We start from the raw sequence: 17,264 nt of genomic DNA, 5'->3' as shown, positions 1-17,264 counted from the left end.
CCGGATACAAAATAAGTCACATGTGTTAGAATATACTAACTGTATTCCGGAGGACATCAAATGAATCGAAATAACTTACAATCCGAGGAGAAACATGCGGGACTGCTGCGCCTGATCTTCCTGCTTCTTGGCCTTCTCTGCCTGGGAGCCGGACTTGTCGGCGCCTTTCTGCCGATCCTTCCCACGACGCCCTTTCTCATTCTGGCGGTCTTTTTCTTTACCAGGAGTTCCGGGAGGCTCAATCTCTGGCTGCAATCGACGAGATTCTATCAGAGTCATCTGGCCGGAATCAAGCGAAAGGAAGGCATGACTCTGCCGGCCAAGCTCAGGATTCTGGCCACAGTGACCCTTCTGATGGGGCTCGCATCCTTTTTCATGCTGCGGGCTTACCTGATCAAGGGGAAAGTGTTCGCCCTGGTCGGGGTCATCGTTATGGGTCTGGTCTGGCTTGGGCATGTGATTGCCTTCCTGTGGATGATACCCACCTGCCAGATGGACGCAGATCACGCGGCAGGAGCTGCCGGGGAAGACAGCGGCCGAGAGGAGCGCGGACAGATTCGAGAAGTTAATTTCAGTCAGGAAGGTGAAAGCGTATGATGCCAAAGAAACGTCTTCTGGCCCTTGTGCCCGAAGCCGCAACATACATGGTCCAGAAGGTGATTTTCAGCTGGCTCAGCCTGGTGGGAGGAATCATCCTCTGGTTCTCGCTGGGAGAGCAGATACAGAGAGTAAAAGAGGGGAAGGATTTGATTCCGCCCCTCCTTATTTTGGTCCTCGCATGTATCCTGATCCGCTTTGTCCTGGCTCGTCTGATCGCAGATCGGGGACAGAGGGCGGCCTCCTGTGTCAAGAGCAGGCTGCGGAGGGACATCTACGCCAAAATCTGCCGTCTTGGTCCCTCCTACGCGGATCAATTTCCGACGGCGGAACTGGTGCAGCTGGCGGGAGATGGGGTGGAGCAGCTGGAGTCTTATTTCGGCAACTATGTCCCCCAGTTCTTCTTCGCCATGCTGGCCCCCCTGACCCTCCTCCTGGTCTTCTGGCCCCTGTCCCCGATGACCGGACTGATTCTCTTTGCCTGCGTCCCCCTGATCCCCCTGGCTATAGCCAAGGTGCAGCGCTTCGCCAAGAGGCTCCTGTCAAAATACTGGGATGCCTATGCCAAGCTGGGAGACAGTTTCCTTGAGAACCTGCAGGGGCTGACCACGCTCAAGGTATACGGGGCGGATGCAAGGCGTCATGAGCAGATGAATGAGGAGGCTGAGCATTTCCGCAGGGTGACGATGAAGGTCTTGACCATGCAGCTCAACTCGGTCACGATTATGGACCTGGTCGCCTATGGGGGAAGCGCCGTGGGCTGTATTCTGACCGCCCTGGCCTATCGGTCTGGGAGCGTGAATTTCGGCCAGTCCATCGCCATGGTCATGTTATCCGCTGAGTTTTTCCTGGCCATGCGGGCTCTGGGCAGTTATTTCCACACGGCCATGAACGGAATCGCGGCCTCAGACCGGATCTTCCGGCTTTTGGACCTGAAGGAAAGGGACTGGGGAGAGGAGGTGGCTGAGAACGGCGACATACGCCTTGAGAATCTCTCCTTCTCCTATGACGGGAAGAAGGAGGTTCTGGAGGAGATCCGTCTCCTGATCCCCAGGGGGAGCATGGTCTCTCTGGTCGGAGAATCCGGCTGCGGCAAGTCGACGCTTGCGGCAATTCTCTCCGGATTCCGGGACGGCTATCAGGGGGAACTCTACTTTGCTGACAAGGAGTGCAGACAGGTCTCGGCAGAGAGCATCCGATCTCTGGTGACTGTGGTGGGCTCAGCCGGCTGTCTCTTCGAGGGAAGTGTCCGCGACTGCCTCCTGGAGGGGAAGGCAGATGCCTCAGACCGGGAGATGCTTGAGGCCCTCCGCAAGGTCTCCCTTCTTGACTTTATCGAAAGTCAGGGAGGACTTGATTTTCAGCTGAGACCGAGAGGGGAGAACCTGTCCGGGGGACAGAGACAGCGTCTGGTCCTGGCCAGGGCCCTGCTCAAGGACAGCCCCATCTATATCTTTGACGAGGCGACCAGCAATATTGATGCCGAGAGTGAAGAGGTCATCATGAAGGCCGTCGAGAAGATGCGAAGAGACCACACCATTCTTCTGATCTCTCATCGCCTGGCCAATGTGGTCGGATCCGACAGCATCGTCTATCTGGAGGGCGGCCGGATCCGGGAAATGGGGACGCATTCCTCCCTGATGGAGAAGAATGGCGGATATGCCGGACTCTATCGGGCGCAGGAAGAACTGGAACAGTATCAGAAGGGGAAGGCCATGCCAAGGCCTGAGGAAACGCGCAAGGAGGAGAGACTGCTATGAGAAGAAGCGGATTGAGAATTATGGCCGGTCTCCTGCGCCTGCTTGCCCCCCTGGCCCATGTCATGCTCGCCTGCGTCAGCCTGGGCGTGCTGGGCTATCTCTGCGCCATCTTCATCACGGTCCTGGCAGGACATCTGCTCCTTCTTGTGACAGGAGACAGTCCCTGGACCCTTTCCTTTCGGGTGACGGCTCTTCTCATGATCCTGTTTGCTGCAGCCCGGGCGGGACTTCGCTATGGAGAGCAGACCTGCGGTCACTATATCGCCTTTAAGCTCCTGGCCGTGATCCGTGACAAGGTCTTTGGAGCCTTGCGCCGTCTGGCTCCGGCCAAACTGGAGGGAAGGGGACGGGGAGATCTGATCGCCCTGATCACAGGGGATATAGAACTCCTGGAGGTCTTCTATGCCCACACCATTGCGCCGATCAGCATTGCCCTGATTGTGAGCCTGATCATGAGTCTCATGATCGGGAGCTTCCACCCGGCGCTTGGACTTGTGGCAGCACTTGCCTATCTGAGCCTGGGTCTCTTCCTGCCCCTGCTTTCCAGCAGAATGGGGAGGTCCGGAGGCATGGCCCTTCGTGAACGGCTGGGAGGACTCAACAACGTCTTTCTGGAGAGCTTGAGAGGAATTCGGGAGATCCTGCAATTTCATCTGGGAGCGCAGAGGGAAGAGGAGATCTATCGCAAGACAGAGGAATTAAATGTCTTGCAGCTGCAGATCGCCCACCATGCCGGAGCCGTATCCGCCTGGTCGGCGGCCCTTGTTATGCTCTGGCCGATCCTCCTCCTGGGAGCGGGGATCTGGCTCAAGGTCAGCTTCCCGGCCCTGATCCTGGCGACTTTCATGCTGTCCGCCTCCTTCGGCCCGGTTCTGGCCCTGGCCAATTTATCCGCGGCGATGGATTCGACGCTTGCCGCCGGGGAGAGAGTCCTCTCCCTCCTGGAAGAAGAGCCCATGACTAAGGATGTGACGGATGGGGTCTGTCCGGCTTTCTCGGGAGCCGAGGCTAAGCACCTGTCTTTCTCCTATGAGGAGGAAGAGATCCTCCATGATCTCTCCCTGGAATTCAGACAGGGAGAGATTGTCGCGATCACAGGCCGCAGCGGAAGCGGCAAGTCGACCCTGCTCAAGCTCCTGATGCGGTTCTGGCAGGCCAAAGATGGGGCTCTTACCATATCCGGAGAAGACCTGGGTAGGATCAAGACGGAGCACCTGCGCAAGTTGGAGAGCTATATGATCCAGGACACAGATCTCTTTGCGACCAGCGTCCGGGAGAATATCCGGATCGGCTGTATGGAGGCCGGCGACGCCCAGGTCGAGGAGGCGGCGAAAAAGGCCAATATCCATGACTTCATCATGACCCTGCCCCAGGGCTATGAGACCGGGATCCTGGAATTGGGAGACAACCTTTCCGGGGGACAGAGGCAGAGGATCGGACTCGCAAGGGCCTTCCTGCACGATGCTCCCTTCATGCTCTTGGATGAGCCGACCAGCAATCTGGACAGCTTGAATGAGGGCGCTATTCTAAAGGCCCTGCGGGAGGAGGCAGAGGCCTCCGGCCGGACCATTGCCCTGGTATCTCATCGCAAGTCAACGCTTGGCATTGCGGACCGAAGTTACTCCATTGAGAGCGGTCGCCTGAGCTAGATCATGGAGCCACAGAAAAAGTCCTGTCGATTTACATGGGCAGGACTTTTTGAAACAATATTGATTTTGACGGTCAGCACTTCTTTGGCTCAGGATAATCGACGCCGAAGGTCTCCACAGTGACCTTGCGCATCTTCCGGTCGGTCAGAGGCCGGTCGTTTCTGTCGCGGTCGGCATTGGCGATGGCATCAATGACCTCAAGGCCCTCGGTGACCCGGCCAAAGGCGGCATACTCTCCATCCAGATGGGGCGCCGTCTCGTGCATAATGAAGAACTGGCTTCCAGCGGAATCGGGGACCATGGTGCGGGCCATGGAGAGCACTCCCCTGGTGTGCTTTAGGTCATTGTGAAAGCCGTTGTGAGAGAATTCTCCGGGAATACAGTAGCCGGGGCCGCCTGTTCCGGTTCCCTGCGGATCCCCGCCCTGGATCATGAAGCCCGGAATGACACGGTGGAAGATGACGCCATCGTAGTAGCCCTTCTGAATCAGGCTGATGAAGTTGTTGACAGTGTTGGGTGCGATCCGGGGGTAGAGCTCTGCCTTCATGACAGAACCGTCCTCCATCTCGATGGTGACGATCGGATTCTGTTCCATAGAAAATTCCTCCTTGCTGCGCCCGGGCACAATGGCTGATGGGGCCTGTAACAGGTTATATACATGTATAAGAATAGCAAAAAAAGCTTATTTCTGCACCGGCTTCGAGGGGCCCTGGCTGACCTTGTCCGAGGCGGGCGTAGACAGCATGCCGGGCTCCTCGTCCTCGTCGGAGTCAGGGATCGATTCCTCATCGACCTTCTCGGCGATCGCCTCCGGAAGGGTGATGTGGATCCTTGTGATCCGGTTCTTCTTGACGGCGTCCACCCGGAGAACAGCCCCGTTGCCATCCACATAGGTCTCGCCCTGGCTGGGGAAGTGATCGAATTCACCGGTCAGGTAGCCGCCGATGGTGTCGTAGTCCTCAGACGTATAGCCCAGGGGGATAATCGACATGAGGTCCTCCAAGTTCATGGAGCCGACCAGCTGATACTCGCGCTCGTTCAGCTGGACGATGTCGTCCTCCTCATTGGCGTCGTACTCATCGCGGATCTCTCCGACCAGCTCCTCCAGAAGGTCCTCTAAGCTGATGATCCCGGCAAATGCGCCGTATTCATCCATGACAATTGCCATGGCGATGGAATTCTGCCGCATCTCCTCGAAGAGCTCCTGGGTATTCTTGAGCTCGAAGGTGAAGTAGGCGCTGCGCAGATAATCCTGCAGGGAGAAGCGGGCCCTGTCCTTGACCAGGAGCAGGTCCTTCATATTGACGATTCCGACAATGGATCCGCGATTCTCGTCATAGACCGGAAGACGGGTGAACATGCACTTGGAGAAGACGGTGAGGAGCTTGTCATAGGACCAATTGACATTGGCCACGGTCACATCAATGCGGGGGATCATGACCTCGCGGACCGTGGAATCCGTGAAGTCGAAGAGCTTGTGGATATAATTGCGCTCCTCGTGCTCAATTACGCCCGCCTCCTGGCTGACATCGACGATGGTCCGCAATTCCTCTTCCGTCAGGTTCTCCTTGCGCCGGTTGGGATCGGTCCCCATGAGGCGGATCATGGCATTGGACAAGAAGTTGACGATGAAGATGACCGGAGTGAGGATCCACATCAGCCGCCAGATAATGGGGGCGAACACAAGGGAGAGGCCGAGACTGTTGAGCGCGGCGATCCGCTTGGGGGCAATTTCTCCGAAGATCAGAATGAGGAAGGTCAGAACGCCTGTCGCGACTCCTGCCCCCACATCGCCCAGGAGCCGGATGGCCAGGATGGTCGCAAGCGAGGAGGCGGACAAGTTGGCAATATTGTTGCCGATCAGGATGGCAGAGAGCATCTTGCTCTGGCGGTCTGTGACCTTTAGGACCACTCCGGCCCGGCGATGGCCGCTGTCCGCAAGGGTCCGGACCTTGATGCGGCTGACCATCGTAAGAGCGGTCTCCGCAGAGGAGAAGAATGCGGATGCCAGAAGAAGCAGAATCAGGATGATGACCTGGATGATGATATCCTTATGCATGAGGGTTGATCCTTTTTTCAGTCGGGGGATGAGGAGAAGACAGCTGTCAGATGGCCGACTCGTTGAGATAGTGCTCCTGATCCGGGGTCAGCTGATCAATCTGAAGGGCAAGAGAGGCCAGTTTGCGGCGGGCGATCTCAAGATCAACCTCCCGGGGAACAGGGATGAGCCTCTCCTTCAGTTTGCCGCGGTTCTGAACCAGGTAGAGGGCGGACATGGCCTGCACGGCAAAGGACATATCCATGATCTCCGCCGGATGCCCGTCGCCGCAGGCTAAGTTGACCAGGCGTCCCTCGCCCAGGACGTAGATATAGCTGCCGGGATTCAGTTCATAGCCGATGATATTCTTCCTCTGATCGATCGAGGAGAGAGCGGCTGCCTTAAGCCCGGCCATATCAATCTCGACATCGAAATGACCGGCATTGCAGAGGATTGCCCCGTCTTTCATTCTCCGCATATGGTCCGGATTGATGACATGCTTGCAGCCGGTGACCGTGATGAAGAAGTCTCCCCTCTCGGCCGCCTCCTCCATGGGCATGATCTCGTAGCCGTCCATGTGGGCCTCAATGGCCTTGATGGGGTCGATCTCTGTGACAATGACCTTAGCTCCAAGCGCCTTGGCCCTCATGGCGACACCCTTGCCGCACCAGCCGTAGCCGGCGACAACGACGTATTTTCCGGCGACAATCAGGTTTGTCGTGCGGTTGATCCCGTCCCATACAGACTGGCCCGTCCCATAGCGATTGTCAAAGAGGTGTTTGCAGTCGGCATCATTGACCATGACCATGGGGAAGGCGAGCCGGTGGGCTGCTGCCATGGCCCGCAGGCGGATGATGCCGGTCGTGGTCTCCTCGCAGCCGCCGATGACATAGGGGAGCTCCTCCCGCATGGAGGAGTGGAGCATGTGCACCAGGTCGCCCCCGTCATCGATGATAATATTGCAGTGGTGGGAGAGCACCCGCCGCAAATGGTCCCGATACTCCTTCTCGCTGGAATTGTACCAGGCGTAGACGTTCAGACCGGATTGAACCAGGGCGGCGGCGACATCATCCTGCGTGGAGAGCGGGTTAGAGCCTGTGATATACATCTGGGCGCCGCCGGCGGCCAGAACTTTGCAGAGATAGGCTGTCTTTGCCTCCAGGTGAACGGAGAGGGCGATGCGGATGCCGGCGAAGGGCCGATCCTGCCGGAAGTCCTCTTCCAGGCCTCTTAGGAGAGGGCAGTTCTTTCGGACCCAGTCAATCTTATGGGCGCCGCTTGGGGCCAGGTCGATGTCTCTGATCTCATAGCTCATAGCTTGTTCTCCTCGATGCTTCTTTTGGATGCTCGTCGGACAGAGTATGTCCGGGCGGCAGACAGGAAATATTATAGCTCAGGAGCCATATTTGCGCCACCGGGGCGATCTCTGGGGATGGGGGAGACCGGGGGTGAGCAGATCCCTCCATTCCAGAGGGGGAAAGTTTTTGCTATAATGGATGAAATTCTTAGGAGAGGTTGGATGACATGCACAAGATGAAAACAAGAGCCCTGATTCCGGTACTTCTGCTTGCCGGTATGATCTCTGTGACGGCTTGTACTTCCGGCCGATCCTCGGAGGCTGAGGCCTATCGGACAGAGGGGATCAGCGCCATGGCCCAGGGATCTTACGGCAAGGCCCAGGATCTCTTCGCGCAGGCCATGGAACTGGATGCAGACACCAAGACTTCTTCCGGCCTGGACAATTACTACTATCAGGCAATCGCCCAATTTAACGCCCAGGACGAGGATGGAGCCATTGCCACTTACGGGAACCTGATCAAGGCGGACGAAAAGAATGCGGACGCCTATTTTCTGCGGGCCAATGTCTACTTGTCCAAGCAGGACATGGACGCGGCTGAGGCCGATTTCAACCGGGTCAGTCAGTTGAAGGCAGAGGACCTGAGATATCAGATCTTTATCTACGAGTCTTACAGGAAATACGGGCAGGAGGAGAAGGGCAGGGCCCACCTGCAATATGTGCTTGACCATGGCGGAGAGGACCGACTTGCCTGTGCCCGGGCCAAGGACTATCTGGGGCAGACCGATGCGGCCATTGCAGACTACGAGGCCGCGATTCGGGCTGGAAAGAAGGAGGCCTATGGTCCCCTGATCGCCCTTCTTGACCGGGAGCAGAGGACGGAAGAGGCGGATGCCGTCCTGGCAGACTACAAGGGAAAGAAACTGACGGCCGGCGATTATCACAGGCTTGTCAATATTCAGCTGAAGAGGGCCTCCTACGAGGATGCGAATGCGGATGTGGAGAAGGCACTCTCGGAAAAGAAACTCAAGGAGACCGATCAGAGGCAGCTCCTTGCCGATCAGGTTGCCTGTCTGGAGCGTCTGTGCCGGTTTGACGAGGCGAAGGAAAAGGCAGAGGCCTATGTGAAGCTCTATCCGAGGGATGGAGAGATGATTCGGGAACTCGAACTGATTGAATACGCCAGGAGGCCGATCCGGGAATAGGCGGCCCCCAAAAGATCTCTGCCAATCGCTTGATACTTGAGAAGAGAGTGATCTGTGAACCAGTCTGTGATAGAGAGACAAGAGAGAATAGAGAAGCCGGAGTCCTTCCTCCTGCTGGCAGTCTGCTCGGAGGAGGAGACGTCAACCGATCTTCTTCTGGATGAACTGGAAGACCTGGTTCACACCGCCGGCGGCCGGGTGGTCGGGAGAGTCACGCAGAAGCTGTCCGCCCCGAATGCCGCCAGCTATGTGGGAAAGGGCAAGATTGAGGAAATTCGCTCCTATCTGGAGATGACCGGAGCGGACGGCGTCATCTGTGATGATGAGCTGACGCCGGCACAGATGCGCAATCTGACCGCGGACCTGGCCTGTAAGGTCATGGACCGGACCATGTTGATTCTCGATATTTTCGCCGCGCATGCCAATAGCGCTGAGGGCAAGATTCAGGTGGAACTGGCCCAGCTTCGCTACCGGGCCACCCATCTGACCGGGCTTGGCCTTGCCATGTCCCGCCTGGGCGGAGGGATTGGGACAAGGGGACCCGGCGAGTCCAGGCTGGAGATCGACCGCAGGCGGATCCGATCCCGCATCGGGGCCTTGAAGGCCATGTCGCGGGAAGTGGCGGCCCACAGGCAGCTGACCAGGGAACACCGGAAGCGGGAAGAAATACCGGAGGCTGCCATTGTCGGCTACACCAACGCCGGCAAGTCCAGCCTGCTCAATGCCCTGACCGGATCGGATGTCCTGGCCAGAGATATGCTCTTTGCGACTCTCGATACGACGACGCGGACGGTGGACCTGGGCGGCTCCGAGACCATGCTCCTGACGGACACCGTCGGCTTCATCCGAAAGCTGCCGCATGGTCTGATCGATGCCTTCCGGTCCACCCTGGAGGAGGCCGGACATGCCGATTACATCATTCAGGTGGTGGACGCCACGGATCCGGACATGGAAGCGCGCATGCATGTCGTCAGGCAGACCCTGGAGGAGCTTGGCGTTCGAAATAAGAAAGTCCTGACCCTCTTCAACAAGTGCGACCGACTGGAGGAGGATCAGATCCTGCATGACTTTAGGGCAGACCGGTCCCTGCGCATTTCAGCCAAGACCGGGATGGGATTGGAGGAGGTCAAGCGGGCCCTGTCCGACTTCTTAAAAGAGGATCGGATCTTCGTCGAGCGGGTCCTTGATTATCGCAAGATGCAGATTCTGGCTGCGATTCACGAGCGGGGGCAGGTCATGGAGGAGTCCTATGAGGAGGACGGCATCCATATCCGTGCCTATGTCCCGCAGGCCCTTTACGGAAGACTTGACGACTAGTTCTCTCGCCCGGGTGAAGGCTTGCCGGGCCGGAGCCCTTGCGCGAGACAGGAAGAAGCGAGTATACACGCAGATATAAAGAGGAGGCTAGAATGATTCAAAAGCTGATCCGAGAGATCCGGAGGAAGAATGCGCCTGTGGTCGTGGGGCTGGACCCCCAGATGGCAATGATCCCCAAGCAGATCCTGGACAAGAATTACGAGACCTATGGGCAGACCCTGGAAGGGGCTGCAGGGGCCTTCTGGGACTTCAACAGGGCCATCATAGATGCCAGCTGTGATCTGATCCCGGCGGTAAAGCCCCAGTCGGCCATGTATGAGAGACTGGGTCTGGCCGGAGAGGAAGTCTATCACAAGACCATCGCCTATGCCAGAGATAAGGGCCTGCTGGTGATCGGAGATATCAAGCGGGGGGACATCGGGTCAAGTTCCGCCGCCTATGCCGACGGGCACCTGGGCCGGGTCCGGGTGGGAGAGAAGACTTACAGCCCCTTCGGAGAGGATTTCGTCACGGTTAATCCCTATATGGGAACGGATGCCGTCCGCCCCTTTGTCGATGTCTGCAAGGACCAGGACAAGGGGATATTTGTCCTGGTCAAGACATCCAATCCATCCTCGGGCGAATTTCAGGACCAGATCTTAGCAGAGACCGGGAGACCCCTCTATGAGGCGGTTGCCCATATGGTCGAGCAGTGGGGAGAGGAGACACAAGAAGGCGCCTACTCGAATGTGGGAGCTGTGGTCGGAGCCACCTATCCCCGGCAGGGAGAGCGGCTGAGAGCACTGATGCCTCACACATACATTCTGGTGCCAGGCTACGGGGCCCAGGGAGCGAAGGGAGAGGACCTGGTTCACTTCTTCGACCGGGACGGACTGGGGGCAATTGTCAACTCTTCGCGCGGGATCATTGCGGCATATCAGAAAGAGGAATATAAGGGATTCGGGGAGGACCACTTCGCAGAGGCCGCCAGGCAGGCGGTTCTTGACATGCTGGCTGATATCAACGGAGCACTGGGAAGATGAGTAAGAGGATGGAAGAGGCCCGCGTTCTGGCGAGCCAGCCCCTGGCAGAGGGGGTCTTCTCTCTGCTTCTTGGGACAAGCATTGCAAGGGAGGCCGGGGCCGGACAGTTCATCTCGGCCTATTCGCGCGACGGGTCCCGGCTCCTGCCCAGGCCCATCTCGATCTGCCAGATCAACCGTCAGCAAGAGAGTCTGCGTCTGGTCTACCGGGTAGTCGGAAGGGGGACGGAGGAGTTCTCCCGGCTTCGGCCAGGAGACAGACTGCGCGTTTTAGGCCCTCTGGGAAACGGATTCTCCAGGGAGGCGGGGACTCTGCCGGACTGCAAAAGGCCGATTCTGATTGGCGGAGGCATCGGCATTCCGCCCATGCTGGGACTGGCGGAGGCCTTGCGCGACCGGGACGCATCCGTAGATCCCATTCTCGTTATGGGCTATCGGAGCGCCGACCTCTTTCTGACAGATGAGTGCCGGGCGGCAGGAAGCCTCTATCTGGCCAGTGATGACGGAAGTGTCGGAACCCGGGGCACAGTGATGGATGCGATTCGGGAGCAGAAGCTTGCGGGAGACGCCATCTTCGCCTGCGGACCAAAGCCCATGCTGCGGGCCGTCAAGGCCTATGCCGGCCGGGAGGACCTGCCCTGCTTCATCTCGATGGAAGAGCGCATGGCATGCGGAATCGGGGCCTGTCTCGCCTGTGTGTGCAAGACGCTGGTCCTTGATGACCACTCCGGGGTGATGAACAGCCGTGTCTGCGCCGACGGCCCCGTCTTTGACGCCAGAAAGGTAGACCTGTCATGAATACTTCTGTGAATTTGGCGGGAGTTTGTCTCAAGAATCCTGTCATGGAGGCCTCAGGGACCTTCGGAAGCGGGATGGAGTACAGCGAATTCGTCGATCTGAATCGACTGGGGGCAGTTGTCACCAAAGGGGTGGCGGACCGCCCCTGGCCCGGCAACCCCACTCCCCGCATCGCGGAGGTGACCGGGGGGATGCTCAATGCCATCGGACTGCAGAATCCGGGCCTTGAGACCTTTATAGAGAGAGACCTGCCCTTCCTGTCGGGCTATGACACCAGGGTGGTTGTCAATGTCTGCGGGCACACGGAGGAGGAGTACCTGCGCGTGGTGGAGGCCCTTTCTGACCGGGAGGAAGTGGATCTGCTGGAACTGAACATCTCCTGTCCCAACGTCCGCGAGGGAGGCATGGCTTTCGGGACGGACCCCAAGATGGTTGAGTACATAACAGGCAGGGCCAAGGAGAAGGCCAGACAGCCCCTGATCATTAAGCTGACCCCCAATGTGACCAGCATCGCCGATGTGGCCAGGGCGGCAGAGGCGGGAGGGGCGGATGCCATCTCCCTGATCAACACCATCACCGGAATGAAGATCGATGTGGGCCGGCGGACATTTGCCCTGGCCAATAAGACCGGCGGGATGTCCGGGCCTGCCATCCACCCCATCGCGGTCCGCATGGTCTATGAGGCGGCGCAGGCAGTCGACCTTCCCATCGTGGGGATGGGGGGGATTTCCGACGCGGAGGACGCCCTGGAGATGATTCTGGCCGGAGCTTGTGCGGTTTCCGTCGGAACGGCCAATTTCTATAATCCAAGGGCAACCGTTGATGTGATTGAGGGAATCGAAGAGTATATGTATGCGCAGGGTGTCGCGGACATCGGAGACCTGGTCGGAGCAGTCCGGCCTCTCGATCTTGCCCGCGGATGACGATAGGATGAGGCTTCGGACGGCAGAAGGGCTGCCGGGACCCGGGAGGTGAATATGGAGACATACAAGCAGAAATTTATCGAGTTTATGATTGACTGTCAGGTCCTCAAGTTCGGCGACTTTGTGACCAAGAGCGGGAGGAAGACCCCCTTCTTCGTCAACACCGGCTTCTATCGGACCGGAAGCCAGCTCAGCCGCCTGGGCAGCTACTATGCCAGGGCGATTGCAGATCAGTTCGGCACGGATTTTGACATTCTCTTCGGGCCGGCCTATAAGGGAATTCCCTTGACGGTGGCCACTTCCATCGCCCTCTCAGAGGAATACGGGGCGGATATCCGCTACTGCTCCAATCGGAAGGAGGTCAAGGACCACGGAGACAAGGGGCTTCTTCTCGGGAGTCCGATTGAGCGGGGAGATCGGGTCATCATGATCGAGGATGTGACCACGGCCGGAACATCCATCAAGGAGACCTATCCCATCATCCGGTCCCAGGCAGAAGAAGTCACAGTGGCAGGTCTGGTTGTCTCTGTGGACCGGATGGAGCGCGGCCAGGGAGACAGGGCTGCCCTGGAGGAGATCGGAGATATCTATGGGATGAAGACCTGTGCCATCGTCAGCATGAAAGAGGTGGTCGACCATCTCTACAATCGCCCCTATCAGGGCCGGGTCATTATCGATGACAGGCGAAAGGCCGCCATTGACGCCTATTACGACCGCTACGGGGTCAATTGAGTCAGAGGCGGGGAAGACTGCATGCGATCATGCCCTGTCCCCGGTCAGACCGGCTTGAGAAAGGAGTTCCTCTTGAGCACAAGATACAGGTCGAAGAGGGAGAGACGGATTCTCTTTGGCCTCTTTCTTATCTACGTCATCCTCATGGTCTATTTTCTCTTCTTCGCAGAGATGTTCGGCCGCGGAGACCCGGGGATCAACGGGCACAACTTCGTCCCCTTCCATGAGATCGGGCGCTATTTGCGATACCGGAGAAGGATCGGAGTCTACCTGACAGCCCTGAATCTGGGCGGGAATATTGCTGCATTCGTGCCCTTTGGGCTGTTTCTGCCCATGCTTGTGCGGAGGAATTCGGGATGGGGAGTGGTACTGGCGGGCTTTCTCACCTCCTGCCTTGTGGAGCTCATTCAGCTTGTGTCGGGGCTCGGGACCTGCGACGTGGATGACATAATCTTAAATACCCTGGGTGTCGTCGTCGGCCTGATCTGTTACAAGATTGCTCACGCCATCCGGGCCGGGATAGAAAGAGCGAGACGATGAGAGACGAGAGACGGCGGCGCAGGCAGCGCATACATCAGAAGAACAACCGTTCCAATCGGTCTATACTCATGGCGGTCCTGGGAGGCCTGTCCATCGGGGCCTATCTGCTCATCGCCTATCGGGCCGCCTGTCTCGAGGGAGACAGCCCCCATATCATGGGGGCGATTGCTGTCTTTTGCATGTTCCTCTCCCTGGGAAGCCTCTATCAGGGGGCCAGGGAGTTTCGAATCAAGACTTACACCAGAAGCTCTCGTCTGCCGGGCCTTCTTTTGCCGCTTCTTGCGAGCTTGCTCTGGCTCGGGACCTATATTCTGGGACTCCTGTCTTGAGCCGGACTGTCGGAGGGCCAAGAGGGCAGAGGAAGAGGACGATCATTATCCGGAGCCGGAGGGCGCCGGTGGTCGTCGGGTGCACAGGTGAAGTGAAAGAAGCGAAAGACGAGACAGAAGAGACAGACGAGGCAGAAGAGACAGACGAGGCAGAAGACAGCAGACACAGGAAACAGAGAGCAGGTTATATGAGCAAGCCGATGGACTGGATGAAGAGGAAGACAGGAGAGCCGTCAGAAGATCGGCCGGATGCGCGGAGGATTCTTGCTGAGCGCTATGCGCTTGTGATGGGGAGAATTGCGGAGATTGTCGAGGATCCGGAGGAGGGAGCCCCCCTCGACGATTATCTGGTGCGGGTCGGACGCTTCTTCCTTCAGATCGATCGGCACAGGACCTTCATCGAGGCGCACAGAGAAGGGGCAGAAGCTGAGACCCGGTTCGGATCTTCAGGCACGGGGAGGAAAGAGAAGGATGGGGAGGGCCCGGGAATGGTCCGGCTGACCCGGGAAGAGGGAGCTTACTGGCAGAAGCAGCTCTACGCCTCCCTAGAAGAGGAGAACTATCATTCCTCCTATCTCTGCCCGGACTATGCGGTCCGGCGGCTGGGCGAGGAGGTCGGAGGCATCCTGTCCGCCCTGGCGGCAGACCTCCTGGCACTGATCCCCTGGACCTATGAGGGAAGGTTGGATCTTCTCGTCATCTATGCGGAGTTATTTGTGATGATCCAGAGGAGTCTTGTTCTGGCGGAGGACTCCAAGGAGGCTGCCCATGCGGTAAGAGACAGCATTTACTGGTTCTACCATGACTACAGCGAGATCTTCATGCAGGACGCGGTGATGAACCTCATTGATCCAAGCCGGGACTTCCTGACACGCATCGTCATAGAATCCGACCTGGACGACCTGTCCTATCTCTATTCTTATGGGAGTCCCATCGGGGACAATGAGCTCATCATGGCCTCCTATCTGAATCGGCTCTCTGAGGAGGAGATCCGCCGCATGGCAGACACCTATACGGAGGGCTACCGCATCGGCTTCGCGGTCACGGGCAAGGACATATCGATCAAATCCAGCGTCAAGATTGAATACCCGATCGGGATGGAACGCATGGTGCGCCGCGCTATTGAGAACTTCAGAGACATGGGACTTGCCCCTGTCCTGGTCCGTGAGAGTCTTCTCTCCCTCCAGGGACGGGGCAAGAGCAAGCGGGGGGTCTACTCCTGCTCGCTCAATCGCCAGTTCGACTATGATCACAAGAATGATCTGGGCTACTATCTGGATGCCGGCCTCAACCAGCGCCGCCTGGAGCGGATGCAGGACTGCTTCGAGAAGCACAAGGAGCTGGCCCGGGGCATGGGCGGTCCAGCCGTCATTGATGTCTTCGGACTGGAGGATTTCACGGCAGTCAACTACGAGGCCAATTACCATTACAAGAGCGGACAGCAGAAACTGAATGTCAGCTATGCCGCCAAGGCAGGTCAGATCACAAACCGCTATATTGTGGGAGAGGAGAGGAGCTTTACAATGATCGCCTTTCCCCTGCCCTCGATCGGAGACCGGTTCGAGGAGATCTTCGCCAAGACCATGGAGATCAACACCCTGGACTATCACAGATACCGGACCATGCAGCAGAAGATCATTGATCTTATGGACCGGGGGGAGAGGGTCCATGTCAAGGGACAGAAGGGGAATCGGACGGATATCTGGGTGGAACTATACAGGATTTCGGACCCGGACCGCATGACCAAGTTCGAAAACTGTGTCGCCGATGTCAACATCCCGGTGGGAGAGGTCTTCACATCCCCGGTTCTTGAGGGGACCCATGGTCTGCTCCATGTATCCCACGTCTACTTGGAGGGGATGGAGTACCGGGACCTGGAACTGACTTTCCAAGACGGGATGGTCACAGATTACGCCTGCGGCAACTTCAAGAACCGCGAGGAGGGAAGGCGGCTGATAGAGGAAAATATTCTCTGCCAGCACAAGAGTCTGCCGATGGGGGAGTTCGCCATCGGAACCAATACCACCGCCTACCGGATGGCCAGGGACTATGGGATCGGAGCCAAGCTTCCCATCCTGATCGCGGAGAAGACCGGCCCCCACTTCGCGGTGGGAGACACCTGCTACTCCCACGAGGAGGACAACCGGATCTACAATCCGGATGGCAAGGAGATTGTGGCCAAGGAGAATTCCGTCTCGCGCAGGAGAGACGAAGATCCCGAGGGGGCTTATTTCGGCTGTCACACGGATATCACCATCCCCTTTGAAGAGCTGGGGGTCATTGAACTGGTCTTGGCAGACGGGTCCGTCAGGGACATTATCAGGGACGGCAGGTTCGTTGTGCCGGGGACAGAGGAATTAAATCTCCCGCTTGAGCAGTGATGCCGGCGGAAAGAGAATCAGGCCCTTCGCTTATGGATCTGATTAGAAAGTCTAACAATCCCCCTTGGACCACATATAGTAGAATATAGGCGTAAAATTGGAAAGGAAGGATATATGGCAGATGTCGGAATCGTCATGGGCAGTGACTCGGATATGCCGGTTATGGCCAAGGCAGCGGATATTTTGGATCAGCTTCAAATCAGCTACGAGATGCGGATTATCTCCGCGCACAGAGAGCCGGATGTCTTCTTTGAGTACGCCAAGGGCGCGGAGAAAAGGGGCTATAAGCTAATCATTGCCGGCGCCGGCAAGGCGGCGCATCTGCCGGGCATGTGCGCGGCTCTATTTCCCCTGCCGGTCATCGGCATCCCCATGAAGACCTCGGACCTGGGCGGCCTGGACTCTCTCTATTCCATCGTCCAGATGCCCACGGGGATTCCCGTGGCTACGGTTGCAATCAACGGCGGTGCCAATGCGGGTATTCTGGCCGCCAAAATTCTGGCAAGCTCCGATGCCGACCTGCTTGAGAGACTGAAGAAGTACTCCGAGGATCTGAAGCATCAGGTCTTAGAGAAGGATGCGAGGCTGCAGGAACTGGGCCGGCAGGCATTCGAGAAGTAGTTGCATCAATTGCTTTCGGATCCAAGCGGTCCTAAGAAAGAGCGTCAGGAGCGAAG

General features: G+C 57.7%; 16 protein-coding genes. 13 read left to right on the top strand and 3 right to left on the bottom strand.

Annotation, left to right across the window (positions count from 1 at the left end; genetic code table 11):
- Positions 1–60: 60 nt before the first annotated feature.
- From ACO5R6_RS02095 to ACO5R6_RS02085, 3 genes are read left to right on the top strand one after another with little or no spacing between them, the layout of a single operon-like run.
- Entirely contained in the window at positions 61–597 is a 537-nt protein-coding gene (locus tag ACO5R6_RS02095; RefSeq protein WP_485625528.1) for a YbaN family protein, read from the top strand.
- Positions 594–2,357 carry an ABC transporter ATP-binding protein/permease gene (locus tag ACO5R6_RS02090; protein WP_485625527.1) on the top strand — a complete coding sequence of 588 codons (1,764 nt, stop codon included), beginning with the start codon at positions 594–596 and terminating at the stop codon, positions 2,355–2,357. The genes ACO5R6_RS02095 and ACO5R6_RS02090 overlap by 4 nt, the downstream gene beginning before the upstream one ends.
- A complete protein-coding gene (locus ACO5R6_RS02085; RefSeq protein ID WP_485625526.1) occupies positions 2,354–4,006 on the top strand; it encodes an amino acid ABC transporter ATP-binding/permease protein in 1,653 nt (550 codons plus the stop codon). The genes ACO5R6_RS02090 and ACO5R6_RS02085 overlap by 4 nt, the downstream gene beginning before the upstream one ends.
- 73 nt (positions 4,007–4,079) lie before the next feature.
- Here ACO5R6_RS02085 and ACO5R6_RS02080 read toward each other — a convergent pair whose 3' ends face one another.
- The 3 genes from ACO5R6_RS02080 to ACO5R6_RS02070 all read right to left on the bottom strand — a co-directional run bounded on the left by ACO5R6_RS02080 (position 4,080) and on the right by ACO5R6_RS02070 (position 7,359).
- Positions 4,080–4,601 carry a peptidylprolyl isomerase gene (locus ACO5R6_RS02080; RefSeq protein WP_485625525.1) on the bottom strand — a complete coding sequence of 174 codons (522 nt, stop codon included), beginning with the start codon at positions 4,599–4,601 and terminating at the stop codon, positions 4,080–4,082.
- A gap of 87 nt (positions 4,602–4,688) precedes the next feature.
- Positions 4,689–6,065, bottom strand: coding sequence for an HlyC/CorC family transporter (locus tag ACO5R6_RS02075; protein ID WP_485625524.1), 1,377 nt, complete (start codon positions 6,063–6,065; stop codon positions 4,689–4,691).
- A 46-nt stretch (positions 6,066–6,111) separates the two neighbouring features.
- On the bottom strand, positions 6,112–7,359 hold the full coding sequence (locus tag ACO5R6_RS02070) for an adenosylhomocysteinase (RefSeq protein ID WP_485625523.1): 1,248 nt from the start codon (positions 7,357–7,359) through the stop codon (positions 6,112–6,114).
- 209 nt (positions 7,360–7,568) lie between these two features.
- On the opposite strand from ACO5R6_RS02070, the gene ACO5R6_RS02065 reads away from it, so the two are divergent.
- The 10 genes from ACO5R6_RS02065 (at position 7,569) to purE (ending at position 17,208) form a co-directional block, all read left to right on the top strand.
- Positions 7,569–8,546, top strand: a complete 978-nt coding sequence (locus ACO5R6_RS02065; RefSeq protein WP_485625522.1) for a tetratricopeptide repeat protein — start codon at positions 7,569–7,571, stop codon at positions 8,544–8,546.
- A 54-nt stretch (positions 8,547–8,600) separates the two neighbouring features.
- Positions 8,601–9,863 (top strand): GTPase HflX, encoded by a 1,263-nt coding sequence (gene hflX / locus ACO5R6_RS02060; RefSeq protein ID WP_485625521.1) that lies wholly within the window; start codon positions 8,601–8,603, stop codon positions 9,861–9,863.
- Between the two features lie 92 nt (positions 9,864–9,955).
- A complete protein-coding gene (gene pyrF / locus ACO5R6_RS02055; RefSeq protein WP_485625520.1) occupies positions 9,956–10,885 on the top strand; it encodes an orotidine-5'-phosphate decarboxylase in 930 nt (309 codons plus the stop codon).
- Entirely contained in the window at positions 10,882–11,682 is an 801-nt protein-coding gene (locus ACO5R6_RS02050) for a dihydroorotate dehydrogenase electron transfer subunit (RefSeq protein WP_485625519.1), read from the top strand. Before pyrF ends, ACO5R6_RS02050 begins: the two co-directional genes overlap by 4 nt.
- Entirely contained in the window at positions 11,679–12,605 is a 927-nt protein-coding gene (locus ACO5R6_RS02045) for a dihydroorotate dehydrogenase (RefSeq protein WP_485625518.1), read from the top strand. The genes ACO5R6_RS02050 and ACO5R6_RS02045 overlap by 4 nt, the downstream gene beginning before the upstream one ends.
- 54 nt (positions 12,606–12,659) lie before the next feature.
- On the top strand, positions 12,660–13,337 hold the full coding sequence (pyrE, locus tag ACO5R6_RS02040; protein ID WP_485625517.1) for an orotate phosphoribosyltransferase: 678 nt from the start codon (positions 12,660–12,662) through the stop codon (positions 13,335–13,337).
- Positions 13,338–13,409: 72 nt separating this feature from the next.
- Positions 13,410–13,877: a VanZ family protein gene (locus ACO5R6_RS02035; protein WP_485625516.1), complete on the top strand. Its 468-nt coding sequence runs from the start codon at positions 13,410–13,412 to the stop codon at positions 13,875–13,877.
- Positions 13,874–14,206: a hypothetical protein gene (locus tag ACO5R6_RS02030; RefSeq protein WP_485625515.1), complete on the top strand. Its 333-nt coding sequence runs from the start codon at positions 13,874–13,876 to the stop codon at positions 14,204–14,206. The genes ACO5R6_RS02035 and ACO5R6_RS02030 overlap by 4 nt, the downstream gene beginning before the upstream one ends.
- Before the next feature lie 92 nt (positions 14,207–14,298).
- The gene (locus ACO5R6_RS02025) at positions 14,299–16,587 is read left to right on the top strand and encodes an aminopeptidase (RefSeq protein ID WP_485625514.1); all 2,289 of its coding nucleotides are present in this window, start codon (positions 14,299–14,301) and stop codon (positions 16,585–16,587) included.
- Between the two features lie 114 nt (positions 16,588–16,701).
- On the top strand, positions 16,702–17,208 hold the full coding sequence (gene purE / locus ACO5R6_RS02020; protein WP_485625513.1) for a 5-(carboxyamino)imidazole ribonucleotide mutase: 507 nt from the start codon (positions 16,702–16,704) through the stop codon (positions 17,206–17,208).
- Positions 17,209–17,264: the final 56 nt, after the last annotated feature.

The sequence above is a fragment of the Shuttleworthella sp. genome (assembly GCF_057251025.1).
This window is presented reverse-complemented; position numbering and strand designations above follow the sequence as displayed.

Coding starts and splice junctions, on each gene's coding strand:
- ACO5R6_RS02095 (WP_485625528.1), top strand. CDS start 61: ATGAATCGAAATAACTTACAATCCGAGGAGAAACATGCGGGACTGCTG.
- ACO5R6_RS02090 (WP_485625527.1), top strand. CDS start 594: ATGATGCCAAAGAAACGTCTTCTGGCCCTTGTGCCCGAAGCCGCAACA.
- ACO5R6_RS02085 (WP_485625526.1), top strand. CDS start 2,354: ATGAGAAGAAGCGGATTGAGAATTATGGCCGGTCTCCTGCGCCTGCTT.
- ACO5R6_RS02080 (WP_485625525.1), bottom strand. CDS start 4,601: ATGGAACAGAATCCGATCGTCACCATCGAGATGGAGGACGGTTCTGTC.
- ACO5R6_RS02075 (WP_485625524.1), bottom strand. CDS start 6,065: ATGCATAAGGATATCATCATCCAGGTCATCATCCTGATTCTGCTTCTT.
- ACO5R6_RS02070 (WP_485625523.1), bottom strand. CDS start 7,359: ATGAGCTATGAGATCAGAGACATCGACCTGGCCCCAAGCGGCGCCCAT.
- ACO5R6_RS02065 (WP_485625522.1), top strand. CDS start 7,569: ATGCACAAGATGAAAACAAGAGCCCTGATTCCGGTACTTCTGCTTGCC.
- pyrF (WP_485625520.1), top strand. CDS start 9,956: ATGATTCAAAAGCTGATCCGAGAGATCCGGAGGAAGAATGCGCCTGTG.
- ACO5R6_RS02050 (WP_485625519.1), top strand. CDS start 10,882: ATGAGTAAGAGGATGGAAGAGGCCCGCGTTCTGGCGAGCCAGCCCCTG.
- ACO5R6_RS02045 (WP_485625518.1), top strand. CDS start 11,679: ATGAATACTTCTGTGAATTTGGCGGGAGTTTGTCTCAAGAATCCTGTC.
- pyrE (WP_485625517.1), top strand. CDS start 12,660: ATGGAGACATACAAGCAGAAATTTATCGAGTTTATGATTGACTGTCAG.
- ACO5R6_RS02030 (WP_485625515.1), top strand. CDS start 13,874: ATGAGAGACGAGAGACGGCGGCGCAGGCAGCGCATACATCAGAAGAAC.
- purE (WP_485625513.1), top strand. CDS start 16,702: ATGGCAGATGTCGGAATCGTCATGGGCAGTGACTCGGATATGCCGGTT.